This window comes from Pseudomonas sp. MWU13-2517, assembly GCF_023242545.1.
Lineage (GTDB): Bacteria > Pseudomonadota > Gammaproteobacteria > Pseudomonadales > Pseudomonadaceae > Aquipseudomonas.
The window spans coordinates 80,948-102,891 of sequence record NZ_JALMFA010000018.1; the positions used below are offsets into that span (position 1 = coordinate 80,948).

The window sequence follows — 21,944 nt, forward strand, 5'->3', positions numbered from 1 at the left end:
CTTCCGGAGACTTCACCCATGCAACGCCTATTCCTGAGCCTGTTGATCTGCCTGGGCTTTACACTCCCGGCCACCGCTCATGCCTGGTGGCAGGACGATTGGCACTACCGCAAACAGATCACCGTGGACACCACCGCCCAAGGCGCGGCGATCAACCAGGCCCTGGGCCGTACCGCGCTGCTGGTGCGCCTGCACACCGGCAATTTCAGCTTCGATGGGGTCAAGGACGATGGCGCCGACCTGCGCTTTGTCAGTGCCGATGACAAGACCGTGTTCAACCACCAGATCGAAAGCTTTGACCCACTGATGGGCATGGCGCTGATCTGGGTCGATGTGCCCAAGGTTGAAGGCGGCCAGCGCCAGGACATCTGGATGTACTACGGCAACCAGAAAGCACCGTCCACCGCCAACGGCCAACTGACGTTCGACCCAAATTACACCGCCCTCTACCACTTCGATGGCGCCAACGGCACGCCGCCACGGGACACCACCGCTTATGGCAATACGGCGGTGAATGCCAGCGGCGCGAGCATCGACGGCGTGATCGGCCGCGCCTTGCAGTTCGGCGGTCAACCGTTGCTGCTGCCGGCCAGCCCGTCGTTGCAACACGCGGCAGGTGGGGCATTCACCTTCAGTGCCTGGCTGCGTCTGGACCAGGCCAGTGGCGAGCAGGTGGTATTGGCCCGTCGCGATGGCCCGCACAGCCTGGTGCTCGGTGTGAACCAAGGGACTCCGTTTGTGGAGGTTGACGGCCAGCGCGCCGCCTCCACCCAGCCGCTGAACCCCGGCCAATGGCAACACCTGGCGTTCACCGCCGAAGGTGAAAAGCTCGCGCTGTACGTCAACGGTCGCGAAACCGCGAGCCTGGCGGTGGCGTTGCCGGCGTTCAATTCGCAACTGGCGCTCGGTGCCGACCTGCCTGAAGCCGCCAACGGTCACCTGCCGTTCGCCGGGGCGATCGATGAGTTGCGCCTGTCCAAGGTAGCCCGTCCGGCCACACTGCTGCTGGCCGATGCCAGTGCCCAGGGCGCCGAGTCGAAACTGGTGGTTTACGGCGTGGATGAAGAGCAGTCGGGCTTTGGCTTCGGCAGCCTGGGTTTCCTGCTCAAGGCCGTGCCGGTGGATGCCTGGGTGATCATCCTGGTGCTGGTGGCGATGATGTTCCAGTCGTGGTTCATCATGTTGCGCAAGAACCGCATGGTCAGCCGCGTGAGCGCGGCCAACGAGATCTTCCGCGGCGAGTTCGCCCAGATCGGTACGCGCCTGGAGATGTACTACGACGATGCCGTGCTGGCCGAGCGCCTGGAGCATTCTTCGTTGTGGCGCCTGTACCGCGTGGCGATCAAGGAGATCCGCACACGCCGTGCCCAGGGGGCCGACACATCGTCGGTGTCGGCAGCCACCATCGAAGCCATCCGCTGCTCCATGGACGGCGTGCGTACCCGGGAAAACCAGGCACTCAGTTCCAAATTGTCGACCCTGTCCAACGCCATCGCTGGCGGCCCGTATATCGGCCTGCTGGGTACGGTGCTGGGGATCATGGTGGTGTTCCTCGGCACGGCCATGGCCGGTGACGTGAACATCAACGCCATTGCCCCGGGCATGGCGGCGGCTTTGCTGGCCACGGCCATGGGCCTGTTTGTCGCGATCCCGGCGTTGTTCGGCTACAACCGCCTGATTACGCGCAACAAGGAAGTCAGCGCCGATATGCGGGTGTTCGTCGACGAGTTCATCACCCGCCTGGCGGAGATGCACGGCGAGAGCCAGTCCAGCGAAGCGGCGCACCGTCGTGGGCATCACGCCCCAGTGTCGGCCTGAGGAGAATCGCCATGGCTAGCGTAAATGCCTCCCACGACGATGACGATGATGCCGCCGTCGACACGATCAACATCACACCTCTGGTGGACGTGCTGATGGTGGTTTTGGTGATGTTCATCCTCACCGCTACCGCCCAGGTCTCGGGCATCCAGATTCATCTGCCCAAGGCCAGTGCCTCGGTGTCGCTGTCCGCAGCCAAGACCAAGGCCATCTCGGTGAACGATGGCGGCCAGGTGTTCCTCGATGCCTACCCGGTAACCCTGGCTGAGCTGGAAGACCGTTTGCGTATCGAGAAGGCGCAGAGCCCGGATTTCCCGGTGATTGTGCGCGGTGATGCGTTGGTGCAGTACCAGAAGGTGATCGAGGTGCTCGATCTGTTGCGTCGGCTGGAGCTGTCCCAGGTCGGGCTGGTCACCGGCAAACCGAGCCAGGGCTGAGCCATGACCGCACAGATCCCGATGCCGCCCGTGCCCGTGAAGAACAAGCCGGCGCTGCGCCCATTGAAGTGGGGCCTCGGCTTGCTGCTGGGGGCCGTAGCGGCGTGGTTTTTATGGCAGTGGGCCAATGACATGAGCGGCGTGCGCCGTGAGGCGCCCAAGGTGCCGACCATTATCCCGCTGCCGCCACCACCGCCTCCGCCGCCGGAAAAACCCAAGGAACCCGAACCCCAGGTCGAAGAAAAAATCCCGGAGCCGGTGCCCACCCCCGAACCGGAAGAGGTCAAGCCGGCGGAGGAAGCACCGCCGTCACCGGCCGATGACCTGGCCAACCCGATGCAGATCGACGGCGATGCGCAGTCCGGCAACGACGGTTTCAACATCGGTGCGGGCAAGGGTGGCGGCATGGCCGGTTCCGGCGGTGGTGGCTTGGGTACCGGCACTTACAAACAGTACTTGGCAGGGGTGTTTCAGCGCCTGTTGAGGGAAGACCCGGAGCTACGCAAGAAGGCTTATGCGGTGCAGGCCGATTTGTGGCTCAGCGCCGTGGGCCAGGTGACGCGGGCTGAGCTGGTGAAGTCCAGCGGCGACGCCGAGACCGATGCACAAGTGCTTGCCGCCTTGCGTATGCCCCATGCAACACAACGCGTTCCGGCGGCCGTGACCATGCCGGTGCGGCTGTCGCTCAAGGGCCGACGCCCGGATTGATAAACCCTATTTTTGACAGGAGTTGCGTACACATGATTTCCCCCGTGAATCGACTGACCCTGGCGGTCGGCATGGTCATCGCCACCCTGGTCAGCCAGGCGTCGGCAGCACCGGTTGCACCCTCGGAAAACGTCACGATCAATTTGATCCGCCTGCTGGTGCAGCAAGGTGTGCTGACCCAGGACGCGGCAAATGGCTTGATCGCCCAGGCCGAACAGCAGGCCCAGCAGGCGCGCCAGGCCAACGCTGCCCCGGTGGTCGCCAGCGGCCCTGCGGCGGCCCCTGGGGATGTCCGGGTGCAGTACGTGCCGCAGGCGGTGCGCGACCAGATTCGTGATCAGGTCAAGGCTGAAGTCATGGCCACTGCCAAACAGGAAAACTGGGCACAGCCCAATACCTTCCCGGACTGGGTGTCGCGCATCACGTTCGATGGCGATATCCGTCTGCGAGACGAGTCGCGCTACTTCTCGGGCAACAACAGCAACGAAATCGTCGACTACGCCAAGCTCAACGAGAGCGGCCCGTACGATGTCAACAAAGACACCAACACCAAGCTGCCGCCGTTGCTCAATACCACCAAAGACCGGCAGAACCTGTTCCGCCTGCGCGCCCGCCTGGGCATGAAGGCGGTGATCTCGCCGGAATGGACCGCCGGCATTCGTATCGGCACCGGCTCCGACAACAACCCGGTGTCGACTACCCAGACCTTGGGCGGCGGCTTCGGCAAGAAGGACATCTGGCTCGACCAGGGCTACATGAGCTGGAAGGCCAGCCCGGACCTGACGCTGACCGCCGGACGCTTCGCCAACCCGTTTTATTCCACCGACATTCTGTATTCCCCGGACCTGAACTTCGACGGCATCGCCGCCAACTTCAACCATGCGCTGAATAACGAATGGGGCGTGTTCGGCACCCTGGGTGCGTTTCCGGTGGAATATACCTCAGACGCCGCCAGCAGCAACGGTTTCGACAAGGAAGACAGCGACACCAAGTGGCTGTTCGGCGGCCAGGTGGGTGCCAACTGGAAGATCAACCGCGGCAACAACCTGAAGGGTGCGGTGGCCTACTACCACTTCGATGATATCGAGGGTAAACGCTCCAGCCCATGTTCGCCCTGGGCCGGACAACCGGCGTGTGACAGCGACGGCTCGCGCCTGGCCTTCATGCAAAAGGGCAACAGCGTCTTTCTGCTGCGTGACATCGTGCCCAACCCGGCCACCCCTGGCCTGACCCCACAACCGCAGTTCGTGGGCCTGGCGTCCAAGTTCGATGTGCTGGACCTGAACCTAGCCTGGGACACCGAGCTGCCCAGCGACTTCAAGCTGCGCACGCAAGGCAACTACATCCACAACCTGGCGTACGACAAGGGCGAGATGCTCAAGCGCAGCGAAGGCCAGATCGTCAACAACATCAACAGCAACGGCCAGTTTGAAAGTGGCGGCAACGCGGCAATGGTGCAGTTCACCCTGGGTAACGCCCTGGAGATGCGCAAGCGTGGCGACTGGAACGTGTTGGCCGGCTACAAGTACATCCAGCCGGATGCCTTGCCCGACGGCTTCAACGACTCCTCGTTCCATCTCGGCGGGACCAACGCCAAGGGCTACTTCATTGGCGGCAACTACGGCATCGACAAGAACATCTACGCCAGTGCCCGTTGGCTGAGTGGCTCCGAAGTGTATGGCGCACCGTTCGATATCGATGTGATGCAACTGGAACTCAACACGCGCTTCTGATGCGCAGGGGGATGCCACATGAACATGCGAATAGGCGGGCTGTTGCTGCTGCTGGTTGCCACGGGCGCTTCGGCCGAGGGCATGGAGGAGCGCCTGCGGACGCAATTGCGCAGCACCACCCAGCAGTTGCAGGCGCTGCAAAGCGAGCAGGCCCAGGCCAGTGCCGCACGGCTGGCCGCCGAGGCCCAGGCCAAGCAAGCGCAAGCGCAGATCAAGCAATTGACTGCCGAACTGGAAAAGGCCCGCGGTGTGGCCGAGCAACTGGCCGGCCAGCAGCAGAGCCTGCACAGCCAGGCCCAAGCCCAGGTGGCTGCAAGCAATGAACAGATCGGCAAGTTCAAGAAGGCATATGACGACCTGCTGGTCCTGGCCAAAGGCAAAGAGACCGAACGTGCCCGCTTGCAGGCGCAATTGACGGAACGTGACACACAAGTGCAGCAATGTTCAGCCAAGAATCAACAAATGTACGGCGTGGCCCGGCAGATCCTGGCCGCCTACGAAAAAATCGATGTGGCCGAGGTGATGAGCATTCGCCAACCCTTTGCCAGTGGCGCACGGGTGAAGTTCGAGGAACTCGCACAGGGTTTTGGCGATGACCTGTACCTCAATCGGTTTGATGCTCCGCACACCGCGCTTAATCCATGATCAACAAGGAAGAGACACTATGAGCGATGTTCGACTGATCTCCAGCGTCACCCCGCAAAGCCTGACCGAGCTGCTGCAGGAAGCCGGCTACCGCGTTAACCAGAGCGAGCAGAACGGCATCGTGCAACTGCTCAGCGCCAGCCAGGGCATCGGCTTCGCCGTGCGTTTCGGCAACCCGGCGGCAGAGCAGGGCAACTACATGGACTTCACTTACAGCTGCGCGCTGCGCGTGCAGGGTGAGTTGCCGCAAGGTTTGGCCCAGGTGTGGAACGCCTCGCGGCGATTTGCGCGGCTGTCGTTGCAGGGTGAGTTTCTGCTGATGGAAATGGATGTGGTGGTGGCCGGTGTCGGTGTCACGCATCTGCGCAGCCAGTTGGAATTGTGGGACCGGCTGCTGCAGGAGTTTATCGTGTACCTGCGCGACTACAGCCAGCAATCGGCGCAATTGCAAGCTCAGGCTGCTGCGGTACCGATGGACGAGGAGGCGCCTGTCCTGTGAAGAAGCCAACCCTGCTCGTCGGCGCGGGTGCGCTGACCTTGGTGGTCGTGGCGGTAGGCTTGAGCCTGCGACCGGGCACTGACCCGGTCGCCGCGCAGCAACCGCTGAAGTCAGAGCACACGGGACCTGCGGTAGCGCGCCTGGGCAATCAGCAGATCGACCTGCCTGAACTGCAACGCGTATTGGCCAGCCTGCCCGCCGAAACCCGCGAGCAACTGCGCGGCAACCGTGGCGCGCTGGAAACCTGGATTCGTTCGCGCCTGACGCAAAAAGCGGTGCTCGAACAGGCCGACGCCCAAGGCTGGCGCCAACGCCCGGAAGTGGAGCAGCAGACCCGCGCCGCCACCGAGCAGATCGTGTTTCGTGACTACATGCTCTCGGTCAGCCAGGTGCCGGCCGATTACCCCAGTGCGGCTGAATTGCAACAGGCCTATGACAATGGCAAGGCTCAGTGGTTGACGCCGCCGTTGTACCGGGTCAGCCAGATTTTCCTTGCCGTGAATGACCCGCAGAGCGTTGACGGCGTGCGCCGCCAGGCTCAGGAGCTGAGTCGCAAGGCCCAGGCCGCTCCGGGTGAATTTGCTGCCTTGGCCACGCAGTTTTCCCAAGACCCGGGCACTGCGCAACAGGGCGGTGATTCTGGGTTGCAACCCTTGCAGCAACTGGTGCCCGAGGTGCGTGGTGCGGTCTCGCGCCTCAAGGTTGGCGCGGTATCGGATGCGGTGCAGAGTGCGGCGGGCTTCCATGTGCTCAAGCTTACCGCCCAGGAACCGGCGCGCACCGCGACCCTGGATGAACTGCGCGAGCGCCTTACCCAAGCCTTGCGCGCCCAGCGTCAGGAGCAGATCGCCAAGGCCTACCTGGAAGGTATGCTCAATACCGCCACCTTGAGCATCGACGGCGCCGAGTTGAATAAGGTGCTGGAGTAACCCGCGATAGCACGCATTGGATGCATAGACCTACGAGACAGGGAGTCACCCATGGCATATCTGGAACCTTCCGGCCCCCAGGGGGCCGCCGCTTATCGCACGTCGAACGAGCCGCGCAGTGCCTGGCTGGCACTGGCCGATGAGATTGAACCGGAGGTGGCGCGTTACTTCCTGGTGAGCGCGCGTTGCGGCTGTTTCATGCAGGCGGCACGCAGTTTGAACATCAAGGTGACGCTGTTGCGCAAGCGCCTGATGCAGCTGGAAGAACACGTGCGGCATGCCTTGTTCAGCTATCAGGGCAACGGCTTGGTGCTCAGCCGTGACGGCCTGCTCCTGCAGGCGCGGTTGATAGACCTGGCCCACGCGCGGCGCGTGCCGGTAGTCGAGCAACCACTGATCCGCCTGGCCGTGGCCGAGCCGATCCTGCATGACATTCTCGGTCGCGACCTGATCGCCTTGTTGCGCCGTAACGCCAGCGTGCGTCTGCAGATTATTTCCATCGACAGCCCATTGGCCCTGCAGTCGGTGAATGCAGATGTGGTGGTGTGGCTGTCGGACGCCGACGGCCCCGTGCCCGGCCCAAGCTTTGCGACCGAAGCCCCTCGGCGCCTGGCGGTTTTGCAGTACTTGCCGCATATCGCCAAGCGCTATTCACGGCTGACGACGCGCCCGGACAGCGTGGAAGATCTGGATGACTACATGCTGGTGCAGTGGCAACCGGACACGCAGGTCGACGCCTTGCAGCCCTGGAACAGGGTGATTGAAGAACGCCAGGCCTCCGTGGTGCAGGTGCAGGCCTATTCGTTGATGCTGGAGATGATCCGTTGTGGCGCGTGCATTGGGCTGTTGCCGCACTACATGGGAAGTTTTGACCGGGGCCTGGTGGGGCTGCCGGGATTGGTGGCCGAGCGTATGCAGCGCCAGGTGTGGTTGGCGGTGAATGCGCAAGCCCAGGATGCTGAAGCCGTGCAGATGATCATGGCGCTGATTGAAGGAACATTTGAGGGGCGGCGAGAGTGGTTTGATTGACCGGTTCCATCAGTTAGATACCGATCTGCTCCTGATCTGCTCCTGATCTGCTCCTGATCTGCTCCTGATCTGCTCTTGATCTGGCTTTTGATCTTGATCTTAGGCGCCCCATAAAACCACGCTGGCCGAACGCAGGCTTGAATCCGTGGGTAACCCGGCAGGACGCCGGGTTAGCCGTCCTGGGCCAAGGATGGCCCATGACGGCGGCCCACGGATTCAAGCCGGAGTGAGGGCATGCCGAGCCCAGGCGAGGCACCGAGTGGTGGGGCAAGGACCTTTTGGTTACTTTTGGGTCCCACCAAAAGTGACCCGCTGTAAGAGCGGAACCATCAGCGGCCGTGGCCCAAATAACGGATATACCCCCACACCCACACCACACCCACACCCATATCCAGCGCTGCCCCCCAAAGCCGCCCAGCGTTGCGCAATAGACATAACTGCGCCAGTCTTGACCGCCTGATCCTCCGAGTTGAAGCCCTTTACGATGCAGGCCACCCGTCTGACACTGATCTGCCATGCCCTGACGCCCTTTCAAAAGCAGGGGAGGTTCCCCGATGACGAATCTGTCGCAATGGATTGGCAAGCTGCAGCGCAATCCCTGAGCGGCCGCTACCCGAAGAAAATATGCTTGTTATGCGGGCCGGAGGCTAGAACCCGGCAGACTGCCGGCTTTTTCGGCGCTGACCCGCAAATCGAACACGCCTTGCGCGATGGTGACGTAGGCTGTTGGAGAGGACAGGACATCGGCCAGCTCGATAGCGAGCTGCTGCTGGAATGGACGACCGACAGCCACAGCGCGCCTCACGGCGGCGAGTCAGTGGAGCAGATTTGTACGCGAGTGGGGCGTTGGATGAAATCCCTCGAACCCCAACCCGGCCATGTGGTGGCTGTCACCCATCCGTTTGTGATCCGCGCCGCCCTGTTGTACGTCATGCAGCTACCGCTTTCGATGTTCTACCGGATCGACGTGGAGCCGCTGTCCGCCACTGAGCTGCGCTTCAACACCGTATGGCGCCTGCGCCTGGAAACTCACGCCTGACCCCGCGAACATGGCAAAATCCACGCCCCGCACTGAGAGCACCCCATGAAAACCATCCTGATCATCGGCATTGGCGCCGGCAACCCCGACTACATCACGATGCAGGCCGTGAAGGCGCTCAACCGTACCGATGTGTTTTTCCTGATGGACAAGGGCCAAAGCAAAGACAAGTTGATCGACCTGCGGCGTGAAATCTGCCAGACCTACATCACCGACCCGGGCTACCGTTTTGTCGAGGCCGACTGCCCTGAGCGCGTGCGCGGTGACGTCGACTACACCACCGCCGTGCAGGACCTGAACCGCGACAAGCAGGCGACCTTTGAACGCATGATCAATGAGGAAATGGCCGACGGCGAGGTGGGCGCGTTCCTGGCGTGGGGCGACCCTGCGCTGTACGACAGCACCATTCGGATCCTGCAGGCGATCCTTGCCAGTGGCCGCTGTACGTTTGAATTCGAAGTGATCCCCGGCATTACCAGTGTGCAGGCCCTGGCGGCCCGGCACAAAGTGCCCCTGAACCGTATCGGCCGTTCCATCGAGATCACCACCGGGCGGCGTTTGGCGGCAGGGCAGGCGAGTGATGCCGACACCCTGGTGGTGATGCTCGACGCCGAAGACTCCTACCGCACTGTGGCCGATCAGGACCTGGATATTTACTGGGGCGCCTACCTCGGCACGCCGGATGAAATCCTCATCAGCGGCAAAGTGGCGGAGGTGGCTGAAGACATCGAGCGGGTGCGCAAGGCCGCGCGCCTGGCCAATGGCTGGATCATGGACACCTATCTGCTGCGCAAACCTTGAGGTTACCCATGTTCAAATTCTTCGCCTTGACCTTGGTTTTGCTGGCCGGCGCTGCTCAGGCCGATTCCACCTTGCACACCGACTTGCCGCTGTCCTACCTGGAACAGACCCAGGGTGAGGCGCGCAACCAGCCGTTGGTGATTTTCCTACATGGTTTCGGCAGTAACGAGGAAGACCTGTTCGGCATCAAGGATGCGCTGCCATCCACCTGGACGTACCTGTCGGTGCGTGCGCCGATGCCGGTGGATCCCAGTGGTTATCGCTGGTTTGCCAGGAAACCCGGTGATGGCGAGTACGATGGCGAGACGGCTGATCTGCAACGCAGCGCCAAGCTGATCGAAGACTTCGTGACCCGGGCGACTGCCAAATATCACACTCAAAGTGACCGGGTGTTCCTGGTTGGGTTCAGCCAGGGCGCGATCATGTCCTACGAGGTGGGCTTGCGAAAGCCTGCATTGGTGCGTGGGATCGCGGCGTTGAGCGGCAGCGTGTTGCCGGTGCTCAAGGCCGAGCTGAAACCGGATGCGGCATTGGATAAGTTGGCCATCTTCATTGGCCATGGCACGTTGGATCAGGCGCTGGCGTACACCTCGGCCACGCGGGCAAATGAGGTGTTGCTGGGGTTGGGTTTGAAGCCGGAGTTTCACGGGTATATGGGCATGCCGCATACCGTGAGCGAGGCGGAAGTGCAGGACCTTAAAGCCTGGCTGGAGAAAAGCCTGAGATAAACGCACGCCCAGAATGTACGAGGGGGCCTGCGCCCGATTGCGGTGTATCAGCCCCGGAATAGGCGATTGATACAGCGCAATCGGGCGCAGGCCCCCTCGCACATTGGCTCTTCATTGATGAGCGATCGGGTTATTTGCCGCCGGTGATCTGCTTGACCAGTTCGGCGTGGCCCTTTGCGTCATCCGCCCGGGAAATCGCCTGGATCACCAGCAAATGGCTGCCTGAGCCGCCCAAAAAGGTGGAGTTCAGAGTCTTGCCGCCGCCTTGGGTCGCGGTGCTGTCCACTTGACGCAGGCCCAGGCCCTTGAACGTCAGTTTTCTCTCGTTCTGCTTCTTGAAGTCGGGCAGGGCCGCGCTCTGGCTCTTGACGAAGTCGGCCACGGCGCCATCGAGGAATTGCGGGTCGTTATCCTTGATCGTTGCTCCATCATTGCGCACGGTTTCGGCGACGATCACTACACTTTTCGTGGTTGCGTTGGCGTACAACGTGCCCTGGGTATCGGCGGTGCCATCCTCTGCCTTGCCGGAAGGCAGCGCATCGGCGGTGTAGGCCTTGGGCAGGCTGAAGGTGAATTTGCCGCCCAAGGTCGAGATGGTTTGCGTGTTCGGTTTGCCGGCAGCCCATACGCTGCCGGCGGTAAGCGCGAGGGCCAGCAGGGCGGCGGTCTTGATGAAAGTGGCCATGAAGCGCTCCAGTGATGAACGAAATTGCGGCGTATTCTGTCAGAAAATTCGCAATATCGTTCATCAACAGCCCTACACCTTATCGGACTCTTCCTCAAGCCGATCCATCTCAAACAGTCGCGCCAGTTCTGCGCGCGCTTCCTGGGCGGTTTGCATCACCTTGGCTGCGTCGTCGTAGACCGCATGTTGGGCGGCGAGTAATTGCAGGTCGTGGTTTTTGAAGCGGGTGATGCGGGCGTCGGCCTGGGCCTGGCTCAAACCGAGGCCCACCAAGGTCCGGCGGCTCATTTCCAGGCTGGAATAAAAGGTCTCGCGCACCGGCGAGGCGTCCAGGTCGACCAAGCGGTGCACGTGCTGGCGGTTACGCGCACGGGCGATGATCTTCATGTGCGGGTATAGATTGCGCACCAGTTCGGCGGTCTTGATGTTGATCTCCGGGTCGTCCATGGCGATCACGAAGTACTCGGCCTGATCGACCTTGGCCGCGTGGAGGATTTCCGGGCGCTGCGGGTCACCGTAGAACACCGGCATGCCGCCGAAGCTGCGGGTCAGTTCGATGGTTTCCACCGAAGTGTCCAGGGCAATGAACGAAATGTTCTGCGCCCGCAGGATACGCGCGACGATCTGGCCCATGCGGCCCATGCCGGCAATCACCACTCGCGGCGCGTCGCTTTCGATGGCGCGGTATTCCTCCGGCACTTCCACCGGTTTGACCTTGGGTTTGAACAGCTTGGGGCATACCAACAGCAGCAGCGGTGTCACGGCCATCGACAGGGTGATGGTCAGCACCAGCACATCGTACAGGTGCGGTTCGAACAGGCCCTGATCGCGGCCGATCTTGAACACCACGAAGGCAAACTCACCGCCCGCCGCCAGCACCACGCCCAGGCGCAGGGCGCTTTCGCGGTTGAGATCGCCCACCAACCGCCCGACGGCGTACAGCAGCGGCAATTTCAAGCCGATCAACAGCAGCGTCAGCCCGATGACCACCAGCGGTGAACTGAGCAACAGGCTGAGGTTGGCGCCCATGCCCACGCTGATGAAAAACAGTCCCAGTAGCAGCCCCTTGAACGGCTCGATCTGGGATTCCAGTTCGTGACGGTATTCCGAATCCGCCAGCAGCAACCCGGCGAGGAATGCGCCGAGAGCCATGGACACGCCGACCAGTTCCATCAGCCAGGCGGTGCCGATCACCACCAGCAAAGCGGTGGCGGTGGACACTTCGCGCAGGCCGGTCTTGGCCACGATGCGAAACACCGGCCGCAACAGGTAACGCCCGCCGATGATCACCACGGCGATGCTGCCGAGGACTTGCAGCATATGTTGCACGCCCTGGGCTTCGGTGGTCGGGTGGTCGCTACCGGCCAGCAACGGCACCAGGGCGATCAGCGGGATGGCGGCAATATCCTGGAACAGCAGAATCGCAAAGGCCAGGCGCCCGTGGGGTTGGTTGAGTTCCTTGCGTTCGGCCAGGCTTTGCAGGCCAAAGGCGGTGGAGGACAGTGCCAGGCCCAGGCCCAATACGATCGCGCTGTTCAATGTCTGGCCAAATAGCCACAGTGCCACCACGCCCATCACCAGACCGGTGAGCAACACTTGGGCCAGGCCGACGCCGAACACCGCTTTGCGCATCACCCACAAGCGCTTGGGCGACAGTTCCAGGCCGATGATGAACAGCAGCAGCACCACGCCCAGTTCCGAGAACTGCGCCACGCTTTGCGGGTTGCCTACCAGGCCCAACACCGACGGACCGATGATCACGCCGGCGAACAGATAGCCCAGCACCGCGCCCAGTTGCAGACGCTTGGCCAAAGGCACGGTCAGCACGGCGGCGAGCAGGAACACCACGGCTGCTTGTAACAGGTTGCCTTCATGGGGCATGGAGAACTCCAGGATCAATAAAACAAATCTACAGGGCTAATGCCGGTCAGCTAAGCCATAGAGCGGACAACGAGTAACCTGTGGCGCGGGAGCTTGCCTGTGGCGAGGGAGCTTGCTCCCGTTGGACTGCGTAGCAGGCCCAGTCTTTTCAAGCCCAAAGCTGGGGCCGCTTCGCGGCCCAACGGGAGCAAGCTCCCTCGCCACACATACAGCGTTCACCCTTAACTGACTGGCATTAGCGCTATTAGAGCGCTTTTTTACGTTCGGAAACTTGTACTTATGCGGCGAAATTATAGGCAGCCACCTGGCGGAATTGAACGTCGCTGCGCTTGAGAGAGATATCCGTGGCAAGGCCGCGACGGCTCACGCCGGTCAGGATTCACCTTTATCAACGCCATGCTTTGTTACTATCGCCGCCCATCGTCACTAGGAGTCACCGGCCCATGCAACACCAGTGGGATGAAATGCACCGCACCCGCAAGCCCACGTTCGTGCTGTGCGGCGAGCCCCAGGGGGATGTGCTCAATCTCTATGTCCACGGTTATTCGGCGTTCTTCAACCGCCAGCAATTGGGTAGCTTCAAGGAGCAACTGGCGAGCATCGAAGGCTCGACCAACCTGATGCTGTTCTGGCCGGCGGGGCATTTTCTGGAAAACCTGTTCGCGCCGTTCAAGGACGTGCTCACCTCGGTGCTTGGCGGTGGCGGTGTGGGAGCTGCAACGGTGGGGGTGGGCAAGGCGATCGCCTATTTTCTCGATCATTACAAAAGTGTCGAAGCGCGTGTCGATGAAGTGGCCAGGACGTTGTTGCCGGAGTTGGCCAGCTACCTGCGCGCTGAATCGCTGCCGGTGCGGCGTATCAATCTGATCGGCCACTCGCTCGGCGCGCGCATCCTGGTCAAGAGTGTATTGGCCAGCCCGCAGGTGGCCCGTGAGTTGCCGTTGAATAACCTGCTGCTGATGGGCGGGGCGATCTGTACGTCCAGCCCGTGGGAAGACGTGTCGGTGCCGTTCAAGGGACGGGTGATCAACTGTTACTCCAGCAAGGACTGGGCACTGGCTATAAAACCGGATGCCGAGCGCTGCATTGGTCGCTATGCCATTGAGGTCACACCGGCGTTGAAGGCCAAGGTCGCCAATGTGCATCTGCCGACGTTCGATCATGCCGCCTATTGGCCGCAATTGAAGACGGTGGTGCAGTACACCGACCTGTTGCAAGAGCGGCGCGGCCTGATCCGCGCCGACCTGCGTAACGCTGAAGTGCGTTTTGCCGAGGAGGACGTGGCGCTGTTCCCTGCATTGGTGCAGGCGCGACCGGACGAGCTGAAATTTCTTGCTGAGTTGATGGCGCAAAAGCGCAGCGCCTCAATCGATGCTGATGTGCGCGAACCGCTGAAACTGGCCATCGAGTTGCAACGCATGGGCGGTGACAGCTTTATGAACCTGGCCCGTGGCCATGGGGTGAGTTACCGACAGATTGCCGAGGATGTGGCGCAGCGTCTGGGGATCAAGTTCGATGAGCGGGTTGAATCCGTCGCGCTGGCAGACATCGAGGCAAAGGTCGCACAAGCACTGATTGAGCAATACAAAGACAAACTGAACAGCGCCGACCGACAGGCTTTCGACGCCGAACTCAAGGCCGCAGCCAAAAAGGAGCAGGGTGTATTCACCCGCTTCGACCTGGGCCGTTCGGCGACCACCGCCTTGAGCGGCACCGCGCTGGCGGGGCTTACCGGGTTTATCCTGCGACGTGGCGCAACCTCCGCCATTCCGGTGGTGGGCCAGGCGCTGGCGGCGGCGATGTTGCTGGTGGGCGGGGTGCGCGCGTTTTCCGGCCCGGCTTACTCGATCACCACCTTGGCGGTGCTGGTGATCGGCGGGATTCGCCAGCGCATGGAGCGTGAGGCGCTGAACCAGGAAATGGACCTGGTGGTGCAGGTGGTCGAAGCGTTTGACTTGCCCCGGGAAACGGTGATGCGCACGGTTGCATCCGACTGATAAGCTGCACGCCTGTCTTGTGTTGTTTGCCTGGGATACCGCGTGAAATTCAGCCTGCCGAAAATCGCTACTGCCCCGTTCTGCCCTCCGGAAGTGGCCGGCTCCGTTGCCGTCGATCCCAAGGCGTCGTTCTTCAAGCGGATGTTGATGTTCGCCGGTCCCGGCCTGCTGATCTCCATCGGTTATATGGACCCGGGCAACTGGGCGACGGCCATCGAGGCCGGTTCGCGCTACGGCTACAGCCTGTTGTTTGTCGTCCTGTTGGCGAGCCTGGCGGGCATGGCGGTGCAGTGCCTGTGTTCGCGGTTGGGCATCGCCACCGGCAAGGATCTGGCGCAGTTGTGCCGCGAACGCTACAGCCGTCGCTCTGCACGCACCCAGTGGGTGCTGGCGGAGATTTCGATCATCGCTACCGACCTTGCCGAAGTGCTTGGCTGCGCCCTGGCGTTTCACCTGTTGCTTGGCGTGTCGCTGACCACGGGTATCGTCATCACCGCCTTCGACACGTTATTGGTCCTGGCTCTGCAAAACCGGGGGTTCCGCCGCCTGGAGGCGATCATGCTGGCGTTGGTGGCGACCATCGGCGTGTGCTTCTTTATCGAGCTGATGCTGATCAAACCCTACTGGCCGGATGTGCTCGGTGGCTTCACCCCGTCGTTGTCGGCCATCAGCGAAGCAGCGCCGCTGTACCTGGCCATCGGCATCCTGGGCGCTACGGTGATGCCCCATAACCTGTACTTGCACACGTCCGTCGTGCAAACCCGGCTGATCGGCAAGGACCTCGCCAGCAAACAGGACGCGGTCAAGCTGGCGTGTATCGACACCATCGGCTCCCTGGCCCTGGCGTTACTGGTGAATGCCGCGATCCTGGTGCTGGCGGCGGCTGCGTTCTACAAGACCGGCCATACCGAGGTGGTCGAAATCCAGGACGCCTACCACTTGCTTGATCCACTGGTCGGTGGCGCTTTCGCCAGTATCCTGTTCGGCATCGCCTTGCTGGCCTCGGGGCAAAGCTCCACCTTCACCGGCACCATTGCCGGGCAGGTGATCATGGAGGGTTACCTGAACCTGCGCATTCCGTGCTGGCAGCGGCGGCTGATCACGCGGGGGCTGGCGCTGATCCCGGCGTTCCTCGGGGTGTGGCTGATGGGCGACGACGCCATCGGCAAGCTGTTGATCCTCAGCCAGGTTGTGCTCAGCTTGCAGTTGCCATTCGCGTTGTACCCGCTGATCCGCATGACCGATGACAAGCAATTGATGGGGCCATTCGTCAATCGCCTGCCCACGCGGGTATTGGCGTGGTTCCTGTTTGCGCTGATCAGTGGGGCGAATGCGTGGTTGATCGGGCAGTGGTTGTTCTGAAGTCGATGTGCACGGTTCACCGCAGGAGGGTCTATATCGAGCCTTCCTGGCCGGCGTTTATCGGCATTTCCCTGTCCCAATACGGCACCCTTCCAAAACACTCCACAAAGTAATCCACCACCGTCCGCACCTTCAGCGACAGCCGGCGGCTGCCGGGCCATAGCGCGGCAATCTGCTGCGGCTCCAGGGTCGTCGCCACGTCGTATTCGCTGAGCACGGCCTGCAACGTGCCGGCCCGCAAGCTCTCGCCAATCAACCAGGACGGAAACACCACCAGCCCCAGGCCTTGTTCGGCGGCATGGGTGAGGGTGTCGGCATGGTTGCCGGTGATGGGGCCTTTGACGCTGTAGGGCGTCCAATCGCCCTGATCACGACGAAAGAACCAGCGTTGCTGGCCAGTGACGCCCTTATAGGCCAGGCATTGGTGGTTGACCAGTTCATCGGGGTGGCTCGGCGTACCATGGCGGGCCAGGTAAGCGGGGCTGGCGGCAATGCGAAAGCGTTGGGGCGCGAAGATGCGCGCCTGCATGCTGGAGTCGTTGAGTACGCCGATGCGAAACAGCAGGTCGGTACCGTCTTGCAGCGGGTCGACGTAAGTGTCGGTTTGCTGGATATCCAGTTGCAACTTCGGGTAGCGCCGGCACAGCTCGCCGAGCCACGGAGCAAGGTGGCGCTGGCCGAATACCATCGGCGCGTTGATGCGCACCAGGCCACTGGGCTCACGGTCCTGTTCCTGCAGGGCCTGGCCGGCGGCTTCCAGTTGCTTGAGCATCACGCGTGCGTGCCGCCCGAGCAGGCGCCCGGCCTCGGTAGGGCTGACCGCACGGGTATGGCGGTAGAGCAGTTGTTGGCCGAGGGCCTGTTCCATCAACTGGATCTGCCGGGAAATAGAGGAGGGCGCCAGGCTTTCGCGGCGCGCCACTTCGGAAAAACTGCCGTGGTCGAGCACCGCGACAAACAGGCGCAACGCCTTGAAACTCAGTTCATTCAAACCCTGCATTGTGTTCCCTATCTATGCGTATTGCGCAAAGGTGTTGTCAGCATGCTCCCATTTATCGCACAGGACGGCCACCGGATAATGCGCGCCATATTTCCTTTTCCGAAGCGCGGGTGATGTATGCAAGCCAGTTCTACTGCGGCGATGGCGCAGGCCAGGCCGAAAAAAAATCCAGGGCGGTTGCTGTTGTTGCCGTTGGTCATTCTGGCGGGCATGGGCTTGTCGGTGGAGGCCGGTCTATTGGGGCCGCTGGGGACTCAAGTGGGCCATTTATGGGCGACCTTGAGCATTTTCGGTGTGGGCGCGGCGATCCTGTTTTTGCTGCTGTTGTTCAGTGGCCCACAAAAGGGCCCGGCACTCACCGAGCTGCCGCGTTGGCAACTGATCGGCGGGTTTCTGGGGCCTATGTATGTGGTGGTGTTGACGCTTGCCACGCCCCACATCGGTGTTGCCATGACCATGATCGCGATTTTGTCGGGCCAGGTCGGCAAGAGCGTGTTGATCGATCATTTCGGCTGGTTCGGCACGGCGCGCAAACGGGTCAATGTTGAACGCTGGATTGCGCTGGGGTTGATTGTGGCGGCATTGGTTTTGATTGCACGAGGGTAGGGCGATGCATCTGATTTTATTGTTGGTACTGGTGGTCGCCGCAGGTGCGGTGCTGAGTGTGCAGGCGGCTATCAACGGGCGCCTGGGGCAGTCGGTGGGCGTATTGCGCAGCAGCTTGCTGACCTTTGCGGTCGGCGCAATCACCACGGCATTGTTGATTTTCTTCTTCGAACCGGCCCAGGCCGTCAGCTTGCTGGACGTGCCGAAATGGCAACTGACCGGCGCATTGTTCGGCGTGGTGTACATGATGGTGATGGTCGGCGCGGTGCCGGTGGTCGGCACGGCGGTGGCGACAGTGGCGGTGATCGTCGGGCAGTTGGGCATGGGCATGCTGATCGACAATTTCGGTTGGCTGGGCAATTCGGCCATCGAGCTGTCGGGCAGCCGGATCCTGGCGATGGTGCTGCTGGCCCTGGCCCTGGTGTTTATGTACCGCAGCAACAGCCGCCGGGTCGACTAACGGCGCTGAACCCCGCTCGCTTGCCCGTAGTCATTGTTTAAGGTGCGGCATCCGCTGCATCTGGACGACCATGTAAAAGGAGTCTGACGATGGCTGACCAAACCTGTGCTTGCCCACATTGCAAATGCGTACTGGGCAAAAATGCGGTGATGAAGGACGGCAAGGGCTATTGCTGCGAAGGCTGCGCCGAACACCATGCCCATGGCGAGCCGTGCGCCTCGTCGACGGGCTGCGAATGTGCCAAGTCGGCGCACGCTTGAAAACCTCCGGTTGAAAATCCGCTCGGATTATCGGGTGGCGGTCATTACCATGGCCGTCCACCCTTGATTGATGTGTGCCTCATGGCCCTGGCCGCTCCCCCCGACCTCACTGATCATGCCGTCCCCGTGCAACCCCTGGCGCGTACTTACCCGCGTGGGTTGTATGTGGAGCCCCACAGCCACGACTGGGGCCAGTTGCTCTACGCCATGAGTGGTGTGATGTGGGTCGAGACGCCCCGTGAAGCCCTGGTTGTGCCGCCGCAGCGTGCGGTGTGGCTGCCGCCGGGTGTGGAGCATGGGATCCGCGTCGTCTCGGACCTGCAGATGCGCAATATCTACCTGCGCCCGGCGCTGGCGGCGACGCTGGACAGTCAGGTGCAGGTGATTGAAGTGGGTGGGTTGCTGCGCGAGTTGATCTTGAGCTTGGTCGATCAAGCCGATAACGCTGATTCGGCGTATTACGATGCCGTGGTCGGCCTGGCGCTGCTCGAGCTGCAACGGGCACGCCGTTCGCAGATTCGCATCGCCATGCCGCCGGAAGCTGATCGGCGGCTGATCAACGCCTGCCAGGCGGTGATGGCGGCGCCGTCGCTGGAGATCTCCTTTGAGCAACACGCCGAGGCGGCGGGTGCCAGCGTGCGCACCCTGGCGCGGTTGTTCCAGACCCATCTGGGCATGGGCTTTGCCGAGTGGCGCCGACAAGTGCAACTGGCCACGGCGGTGGCCGAGCTGATCCAGGGCCAGTCGGTCAGCGGCATCGCGCGTTCCCTGGGGTATTCACCCAGCAGCTTCAGCGACATGTTCCGTCGCGAACTCGGCGTGGCGCCCTCGCACTATGCCGGTTGAGGGTTGGCCGAAATCCTGAAGTACTTGGCCGATGCGGTCGGGATGGGCTCACTACACTGTGCCCATCAACCAGCCAGGCGTGACCTCCATGAACTACCTTGCCTCCCTCGCCATCGGCCTGCTAGTCGGCCTGATCTACGGCGCCTTGGACTTTCGCTCGCCCGCGCCGCCCGCCATTGCCCTGGTGGGCCTGATGGGCATGTTGCTCGGTGAGAAGCTCTGGCCCATAGGGCGTGAGTGGATGAGCGGCTGGTTGTCCTGATTTGTTCTTTCCCTTTGATGGATATTGGTCATGAAAGCACTGCAATTTTCCGCCGTGGGCGACCTTGCCGCCCTGGGTTTCGTCGAGGTTGCCAAGCCGGTGCCGGCTGCGGGTGAGGTGTTGGTCCAGGTCAAAGCGGCCGGCCTGAACCCCAGTGACGTTAAAAACGTGCTCGGGCGTTTTCCCTACACCACGTTGCCGCGTATTCCCGGGCGTGACTTTGCCGGTGTGGTGGTGGAGGGCCCGCAAGCGCTGGTCGGCCAAGCGGTGTGGGGCACTGGGCGGGACCTCGGTTTTTTTGCCGACGGCTCTCATGCGCAGTACCTCACCGTGTCGGCCAAAGGCGTGGCCCACAAGCCCACGCACTTGAGTTTTGCCCAGGCCGCCAGTCTGGGTGTGCCATACACCACCGCTTGGGATGCCCTGGAGCGTAGCGGTGTCGACAAAGGCACCCGTTTGCTGGTGATCGGGGCCAATGGTGCGGTCGGCAGTGCGGCGTTGGCGCTGGCGAAAATTCGTGGTGCCCAGGTGCTGGCGGCGGTGCGCAAGGTCGATCAGGTCGAGGCATTGCAGGCGCAAGGTTTTGCAGCGATTGCCCTGGAGCAACCGGAAGCGTTGGGCGGGCAGGTCAATGCGGTGTTCAAGGGCGGCGCTGATGTGATCTTCGATACCACCGGCTTTTGGCTGCCGGCTGCGGTCGCCGCTTTGGCCCCGTTCGGACGCATCGCAATCATCGCCGCGCCGGTCGACGGTCATGTGCAGCTGCCGGCCCTGGCGTTGTACCGCAAGGGTGGCTCGGTGGTGGGCATCAATTCGTTGCTCTACAACTGCGAGCATTGCGCCGTGATGCTGGAGCAGTTCGGGCGTTTCTTTGATGAAGGCTTGCTGCCGCTGCCCACGGGTTTGCGCGAAGTGGCGTTGGCCGATGGCGTTCAGTGCTATGAAGCAGTGAACGGCGGCAGTGCGGACAAGATCATTTTCCTGCCGTGATGCCGTTACCCTAATGCCAGTCAGTTAAAGCTATCTGTAGGAGCGAGCTTGCTCGCGAAAAACTCAAAGGCGCCGCGTTGATTCAGGCAACACGCGTGATCGTTGACGTTTTTCGCGGGCAAGCCCGCTCCTACAGAGGGCGGCTTACGCTTGACTGACTGGCGTTAGGGCTTGCCCCCACATTTGGTCTTTATCAGGCTTCTGGGACGCCTTTTTCCCAGGCCGACCAGTTCTTCAGGATCGCCTGTACCAGCGGGTTACCCGTGCGGTACAGGTTCTCCAGTGCCGGCACGAACCCTCCTTGGTCCGCATATTTCAACAGGTTGTCCACTTCGCTGTAGCCAGGATACGGCCGGTCGAAATCGGAGCCTGCCCGCACCACGGCCAGCCGCTGGATGTCCACCACGCCTTCGCGGCTGGCGCGCAGCAGGGCTTCATAGGTGGAGTTGTCTTCCTGCTGGGTGGTGCAGTATTCGCCTTTATTGTCGGTGAGCAGCCGTGTCCAGACTTCGGCGCGTTCGCTCAGGCGTGTGCCGGAGAACCACGTGTTACCTGCCAGGGTATCGCAGCGCGTGACTTGCGGCGGCTGGTTGGCCGGGGCGGCAGGGTAGTGTTTACGCCAGGCGCTGGACTCCTTGCTTTCGGTCAGCTCGACTTTCTGTGACAAGGCAAATGCCTTGGCCTGCAGCTTGGGGTTGAGCTCGAACACTTCGGTCTTGTAGTCCAGCGGCGGTTTCTCGTTCGGCCCTTTGGTATTGATGCCGATGTAACCCGTCGGCCAATCCTTGGGCGCATCCCGGGAGTCCAACTCCCACTGGGTGCCGAACTCCACCAGGTAATGGGCCCAGGCGGCGGTGCCGAGGGTGCCGTGCTTGGGGCTGATACCGGCAATCCCGGCGATCAGGAAGTAGCTCTGGCGCAGGTCGAACTTGGGCGACAAGGCCAGGGCGAGGGTGGAGGCGGCGGCGTTGGTCTGGCCCATGCCGGTGACCAGCAGGCACACCTCCTGGGTGTTGCAGCGTATCACCGGGTATTCGGCGGAAAGGCCCGGCACGCGGACCTCCTGCTTGAGTTCCAGGCGATCTATCCAGGTTTGCGCCTCGGGGGCGAACATGGTGATCAGCATCACTTTCGGCTTGATCGGCGCAGGCGCATCCGCCAGCACCATGTGGGGCAAAAACGCCAGGCCGATGGCCATCGAGAGACGGGTAAACACGTTCATCTAAAGC

The 21,944-nt window shown here is 62.0% G+C and carries 22 protein-coding genes and 1 pseudogene; 19 read left to right on the plus strand and 4 right to left on the minus strand.

Translation table 11 applies throughout. From position 1 onward, the window contains the following. Positions 1-18 precede the first annotated feature (18 nt). The 11 genes from M5B97_RS23685 (at position 19) to M5B97_RS23735 (ending at position 10,366) form a co-directional block, all read left to right on the plus strand. Complete coding sequence (locus M5B97_RS23685) at positions 19-1,818, plus strand: MotA/TolQ/ExbB proton channel family protein (RefSeq protein WP_134661339.1); 1,800 nt, start codon at positions 19-21, stop codon at positions 1,816-1,818. 11 nt (positions 1,819-1,829) lie between these two features. Then, positions 1,830-2,255 (plus strand): biopolymer transporter ExbD, encoded by a 426-nt coding sequence (locus M5B97_RS23690; protein ID WP_134661338.1) that lies wholly within the window; start codon positions 1,830-1,832, stop codon positions 2,253-2,255. Positions 2,256-2,258: 3 nt separating this feature from the next. Next, positions 2,259-2,963 carry an energy transducer TonB gene (locus M5B97_RS23695; protein ID WP_248732836.1) on the plus strand — a complete coding sequence of 235 codons (705 nt, stop codon included), beginning with the start codon at positions 2,259-2,261 and terminating at the stop codon, positions 2,961-2,963. A gap of 32 nt (positions 2,964-2,995) precedes the next feature. Further along, positions 2,996-4,696 carry a putative porin gene (locus M5B97_RS23700; protein WP_248732837.1) on the plus strand — a complete coding sequence of 567 codons (1,701 nt, stop codon included), beginning with the start codon at positions 2,996-2,998 and terminating at the stop codon, positions 4,694-4,696. A gap of 18 nt (positions 4,697-4,714) precedes the next feature. Further along, on the plus strand, positions 4,715-5,341 hold the full coding sequence (locus tag M5B97_RS23705) for a DNA repair protein (RefSeq protein ID WP_134661335.1): 627 nt from the start codon (positions 4,715-4,717) through the stop codon (positions 5,339-5,341). A 19-nt stretch (positions 5,342-5,360) separates the two neighbouring features. Further along, a complete protein-coding gene (locus tag M5B97_RS23710; RefSeq protein ID WP_134661334.1) occupies positions 5,361-5,840 on the plus strand; it encodes a YbjN domain-containing protein in 480 nt (159 codons plus the stop codon). Next, positions 5,837-6,769 (plus strand): peptidylprolyl isomerase, encoded by a 933-nt coding sequence (locus M5B97_RS23715; protein ID WP_248732838.1) that lies wholly within the window; start codon positions 5,837-5,839, stop codon positions 6,767-6,769. The genes M5B97_RS23710 and M5B97_RS23715 overlap by 4 nt, the downstream gene beginning before the upstream one ends. A gap of 51 nt (positions 6,770-6,820) precedes the next feature. Further along, positions 6,821-7,798, plus strand: a complete 978-nt coding sequence (locus tag M5B97_RS23720) for a LysR family transcriptional regulator (RefSeq protein ID WP_248732839.1) — start codon at positions 6,821-6,823, stop codon at positions 7,796-7,798. A 484-nt stretch (positions 7,799-8,282) separates the two neighbouring features. Beyond that, positions 8,283-8,837 carry a histidine phosphatase family protein gene (locus M5B97_RS23725; RefSeq protein ID WP_248732840.1) on the plus strand — a complete coding sequence of 185 codons (555 nt, stop codon included), beginning with the start codon at positions 8,283-8,285 and terminating at the stop codon, positions 8,835-8,837. Between the two features lie 45 nt (positions 8,838-8,882). Next, complete coding sequence (gene cobF, locus M5B97_RS23730; protein ID WP_248732841.1) at positions 8,883-9,638, plus strand: precorrin-6A synthase (deacetylating); 756 nt, start codon at positions 8,883-8,885, stop codon at positions 9,636-9,638. An 8-nt stretch (positions 9,639-9,646) separates the two neighbouring features. Next, positions 9,647-10,366, plus strand: a complete 720-nt coding sequence (locus M5B97_RS23735) for an alpha/beta fold hydrolase (RefSeq protein ID WP_248732842.1) — start codon at positions 9,647-9,649, stop codon at positions 10,364-10,366. A gap of 130 nt (positions 10,367-10,496) precedes the next feature. Here the strand turns inward: M5B97_RS23735 and M5B97_RS23740 are convergent, their stop codons facing one another. Further along, positions 10,497-11,051, minus strand: coding sequence for a hypothetical protein (locus tag M5B97_RS23740; protein WP_134659538.1), 555 nt, complete (start codon positions 11,049-11,051; stop codon positions 10,497-10,499). A 72-nt stretch (positions 11,052-11,123) separates the two neighbouring features. Continuing rightward, a complete protein-coding gene (locus M5B97_RS23745; protein ID WP_134659540.1) occupies positions 11,124-12,932 on the minus strand; it encodes a monovalent cation:proton antiporter-2 (CPA2) family protein in 1,809 nt (602 codons plus the stop codon). 443 nt (positions 12,933-13,375) lie between these two features. Between M5B97_RS23745 and M5B97_RS23750 the strand changes: the two genes are divergently transcribed. Further along, the gene (locus M5B97_RS23750; RefSeq protein WP_248732843.1) at positions 13,376-14,929 is read left to right on the plus strand and encodes a DUF726 domain-containing protein; all 1,554 of its coding nucleotides are present in this window, start codon (positions 13,376-13,378) and stop codon (positions 14,927-14,929) included. A 42-nt stretch (positions 14,930-14,971) separates the two neighbouring features. Then, positions 14,972-16,291 (plus strand): Nramp family divalent metal transporter, encoded by a 1,320-nt coding sequence (locus M5B97_RS23755; protein WP_248732844.1) that lies wholly within the window; start codon positions 14,972-14,974, stop codon positions 16,289-16,291. Positions 16,292-16,322: 31 nt separating this feature from the next. Here M5B97_RS23755 and M5B97_RS23760 read toward each other — a convergent pair whose 3' ends face one another. Continuing rightward, positions 16,323-17,291, minus strand: coding sequence for a LysR family transcriptional regulator (locus M5B97_RS23760; protein ID WP_134659544.1), 969 nt, complete (start codon positions 17,289-17,291; stop codon positions 16,323-16,325). 117 nt (positions 17,292-17,408) lie between these two features. Between M5B97_RS23760 and M5B97_RS23765 the strand changes: the two genes are divergently transcribed. The 6 genes and pseudogenes from M5B97_RS23765 (at position 17,409) to M5B97_RS23790 (ending at position 20,715) form a co-directional block, all read left to right on the plus strand. Next, positions 17,409-17,897, plus strand: coding sequence for a DMT family transporter (locus M5B97_RS23765; RefSeq protein ID WP_248732845.1), 489 nt, complete (start codon positions 17,409-17,411; stop codon positions 17,895-17,897). Positions 17,898-17,901: 4 nt separating this feature from the next. Next, positions 17,902-18,357 (plus strand): DMT family transporter, encoded by a 456-nt coding sequence (locus M5B97_RS23770; RefSeq protein WP_123718045.1) that lies wholly within the window; start codon positions 17,902-17,904, stop codon positions 18,355-18,357. 89 nt (positions 18,358-18,446) lie between these two features. After that, positions 18,447-18,617, plus strand: coding sequence for a metallothionein (locus M5B97_RS23775; protein ID WP_123718046.1), 171 nt, complete (start codon positions 18,447-18,449; stop codon positions 18,615-18,617). An 81-nt stretch (positions 18,618-18,698) separates the two neighbouring features. After that, positions 18,699-19,482: pseudogene (locus M5B97_RS23780) on the plus strand (helix-turn-helix transcriptional regulator). Positions 19,483-19,551: 69 nt separating this feature from the next. Beyond that, complete coding sequence (locus M5B97_RS23785; RefSeq protein ID WP_123718048.1) at positions 19,552-19,725, plus strand: DUF1427 family protein; 174 nt, start codon at positions 19,552-19,554, stop codon at positions 19,723-19,725. 30 nt (positions 19,726-19,755) lie between these two features. Beyond that, positions 19,756-20,715, plus strand: coding sequence for a zinc-binding alcohol dehydrogenase family protein (locus M5B97_RS23790; protein WP_248732846.1), 960 nt, complete (start codon positions 19,756-19,758; stop codon positions 20,713-20,715). A 193-nt stretch (positions 20,716-20,908) separates the two neighbouring features. Here the strand turns inward: M5B97_RS23790 and M5B97_RS23795 are convergent, their stop codons facing one another. After that, entirely contained in the window at positions 20,909-21,937 is a 1,029-nt protein-coding gene (locus M5B97_RS23795; RefSeq protein WP_248732847.1) for a purine nucleoside permease, read from the minus strand. Between the last annotated feature and the right edge of the window lie 7 nt (positions 21,938-21,944).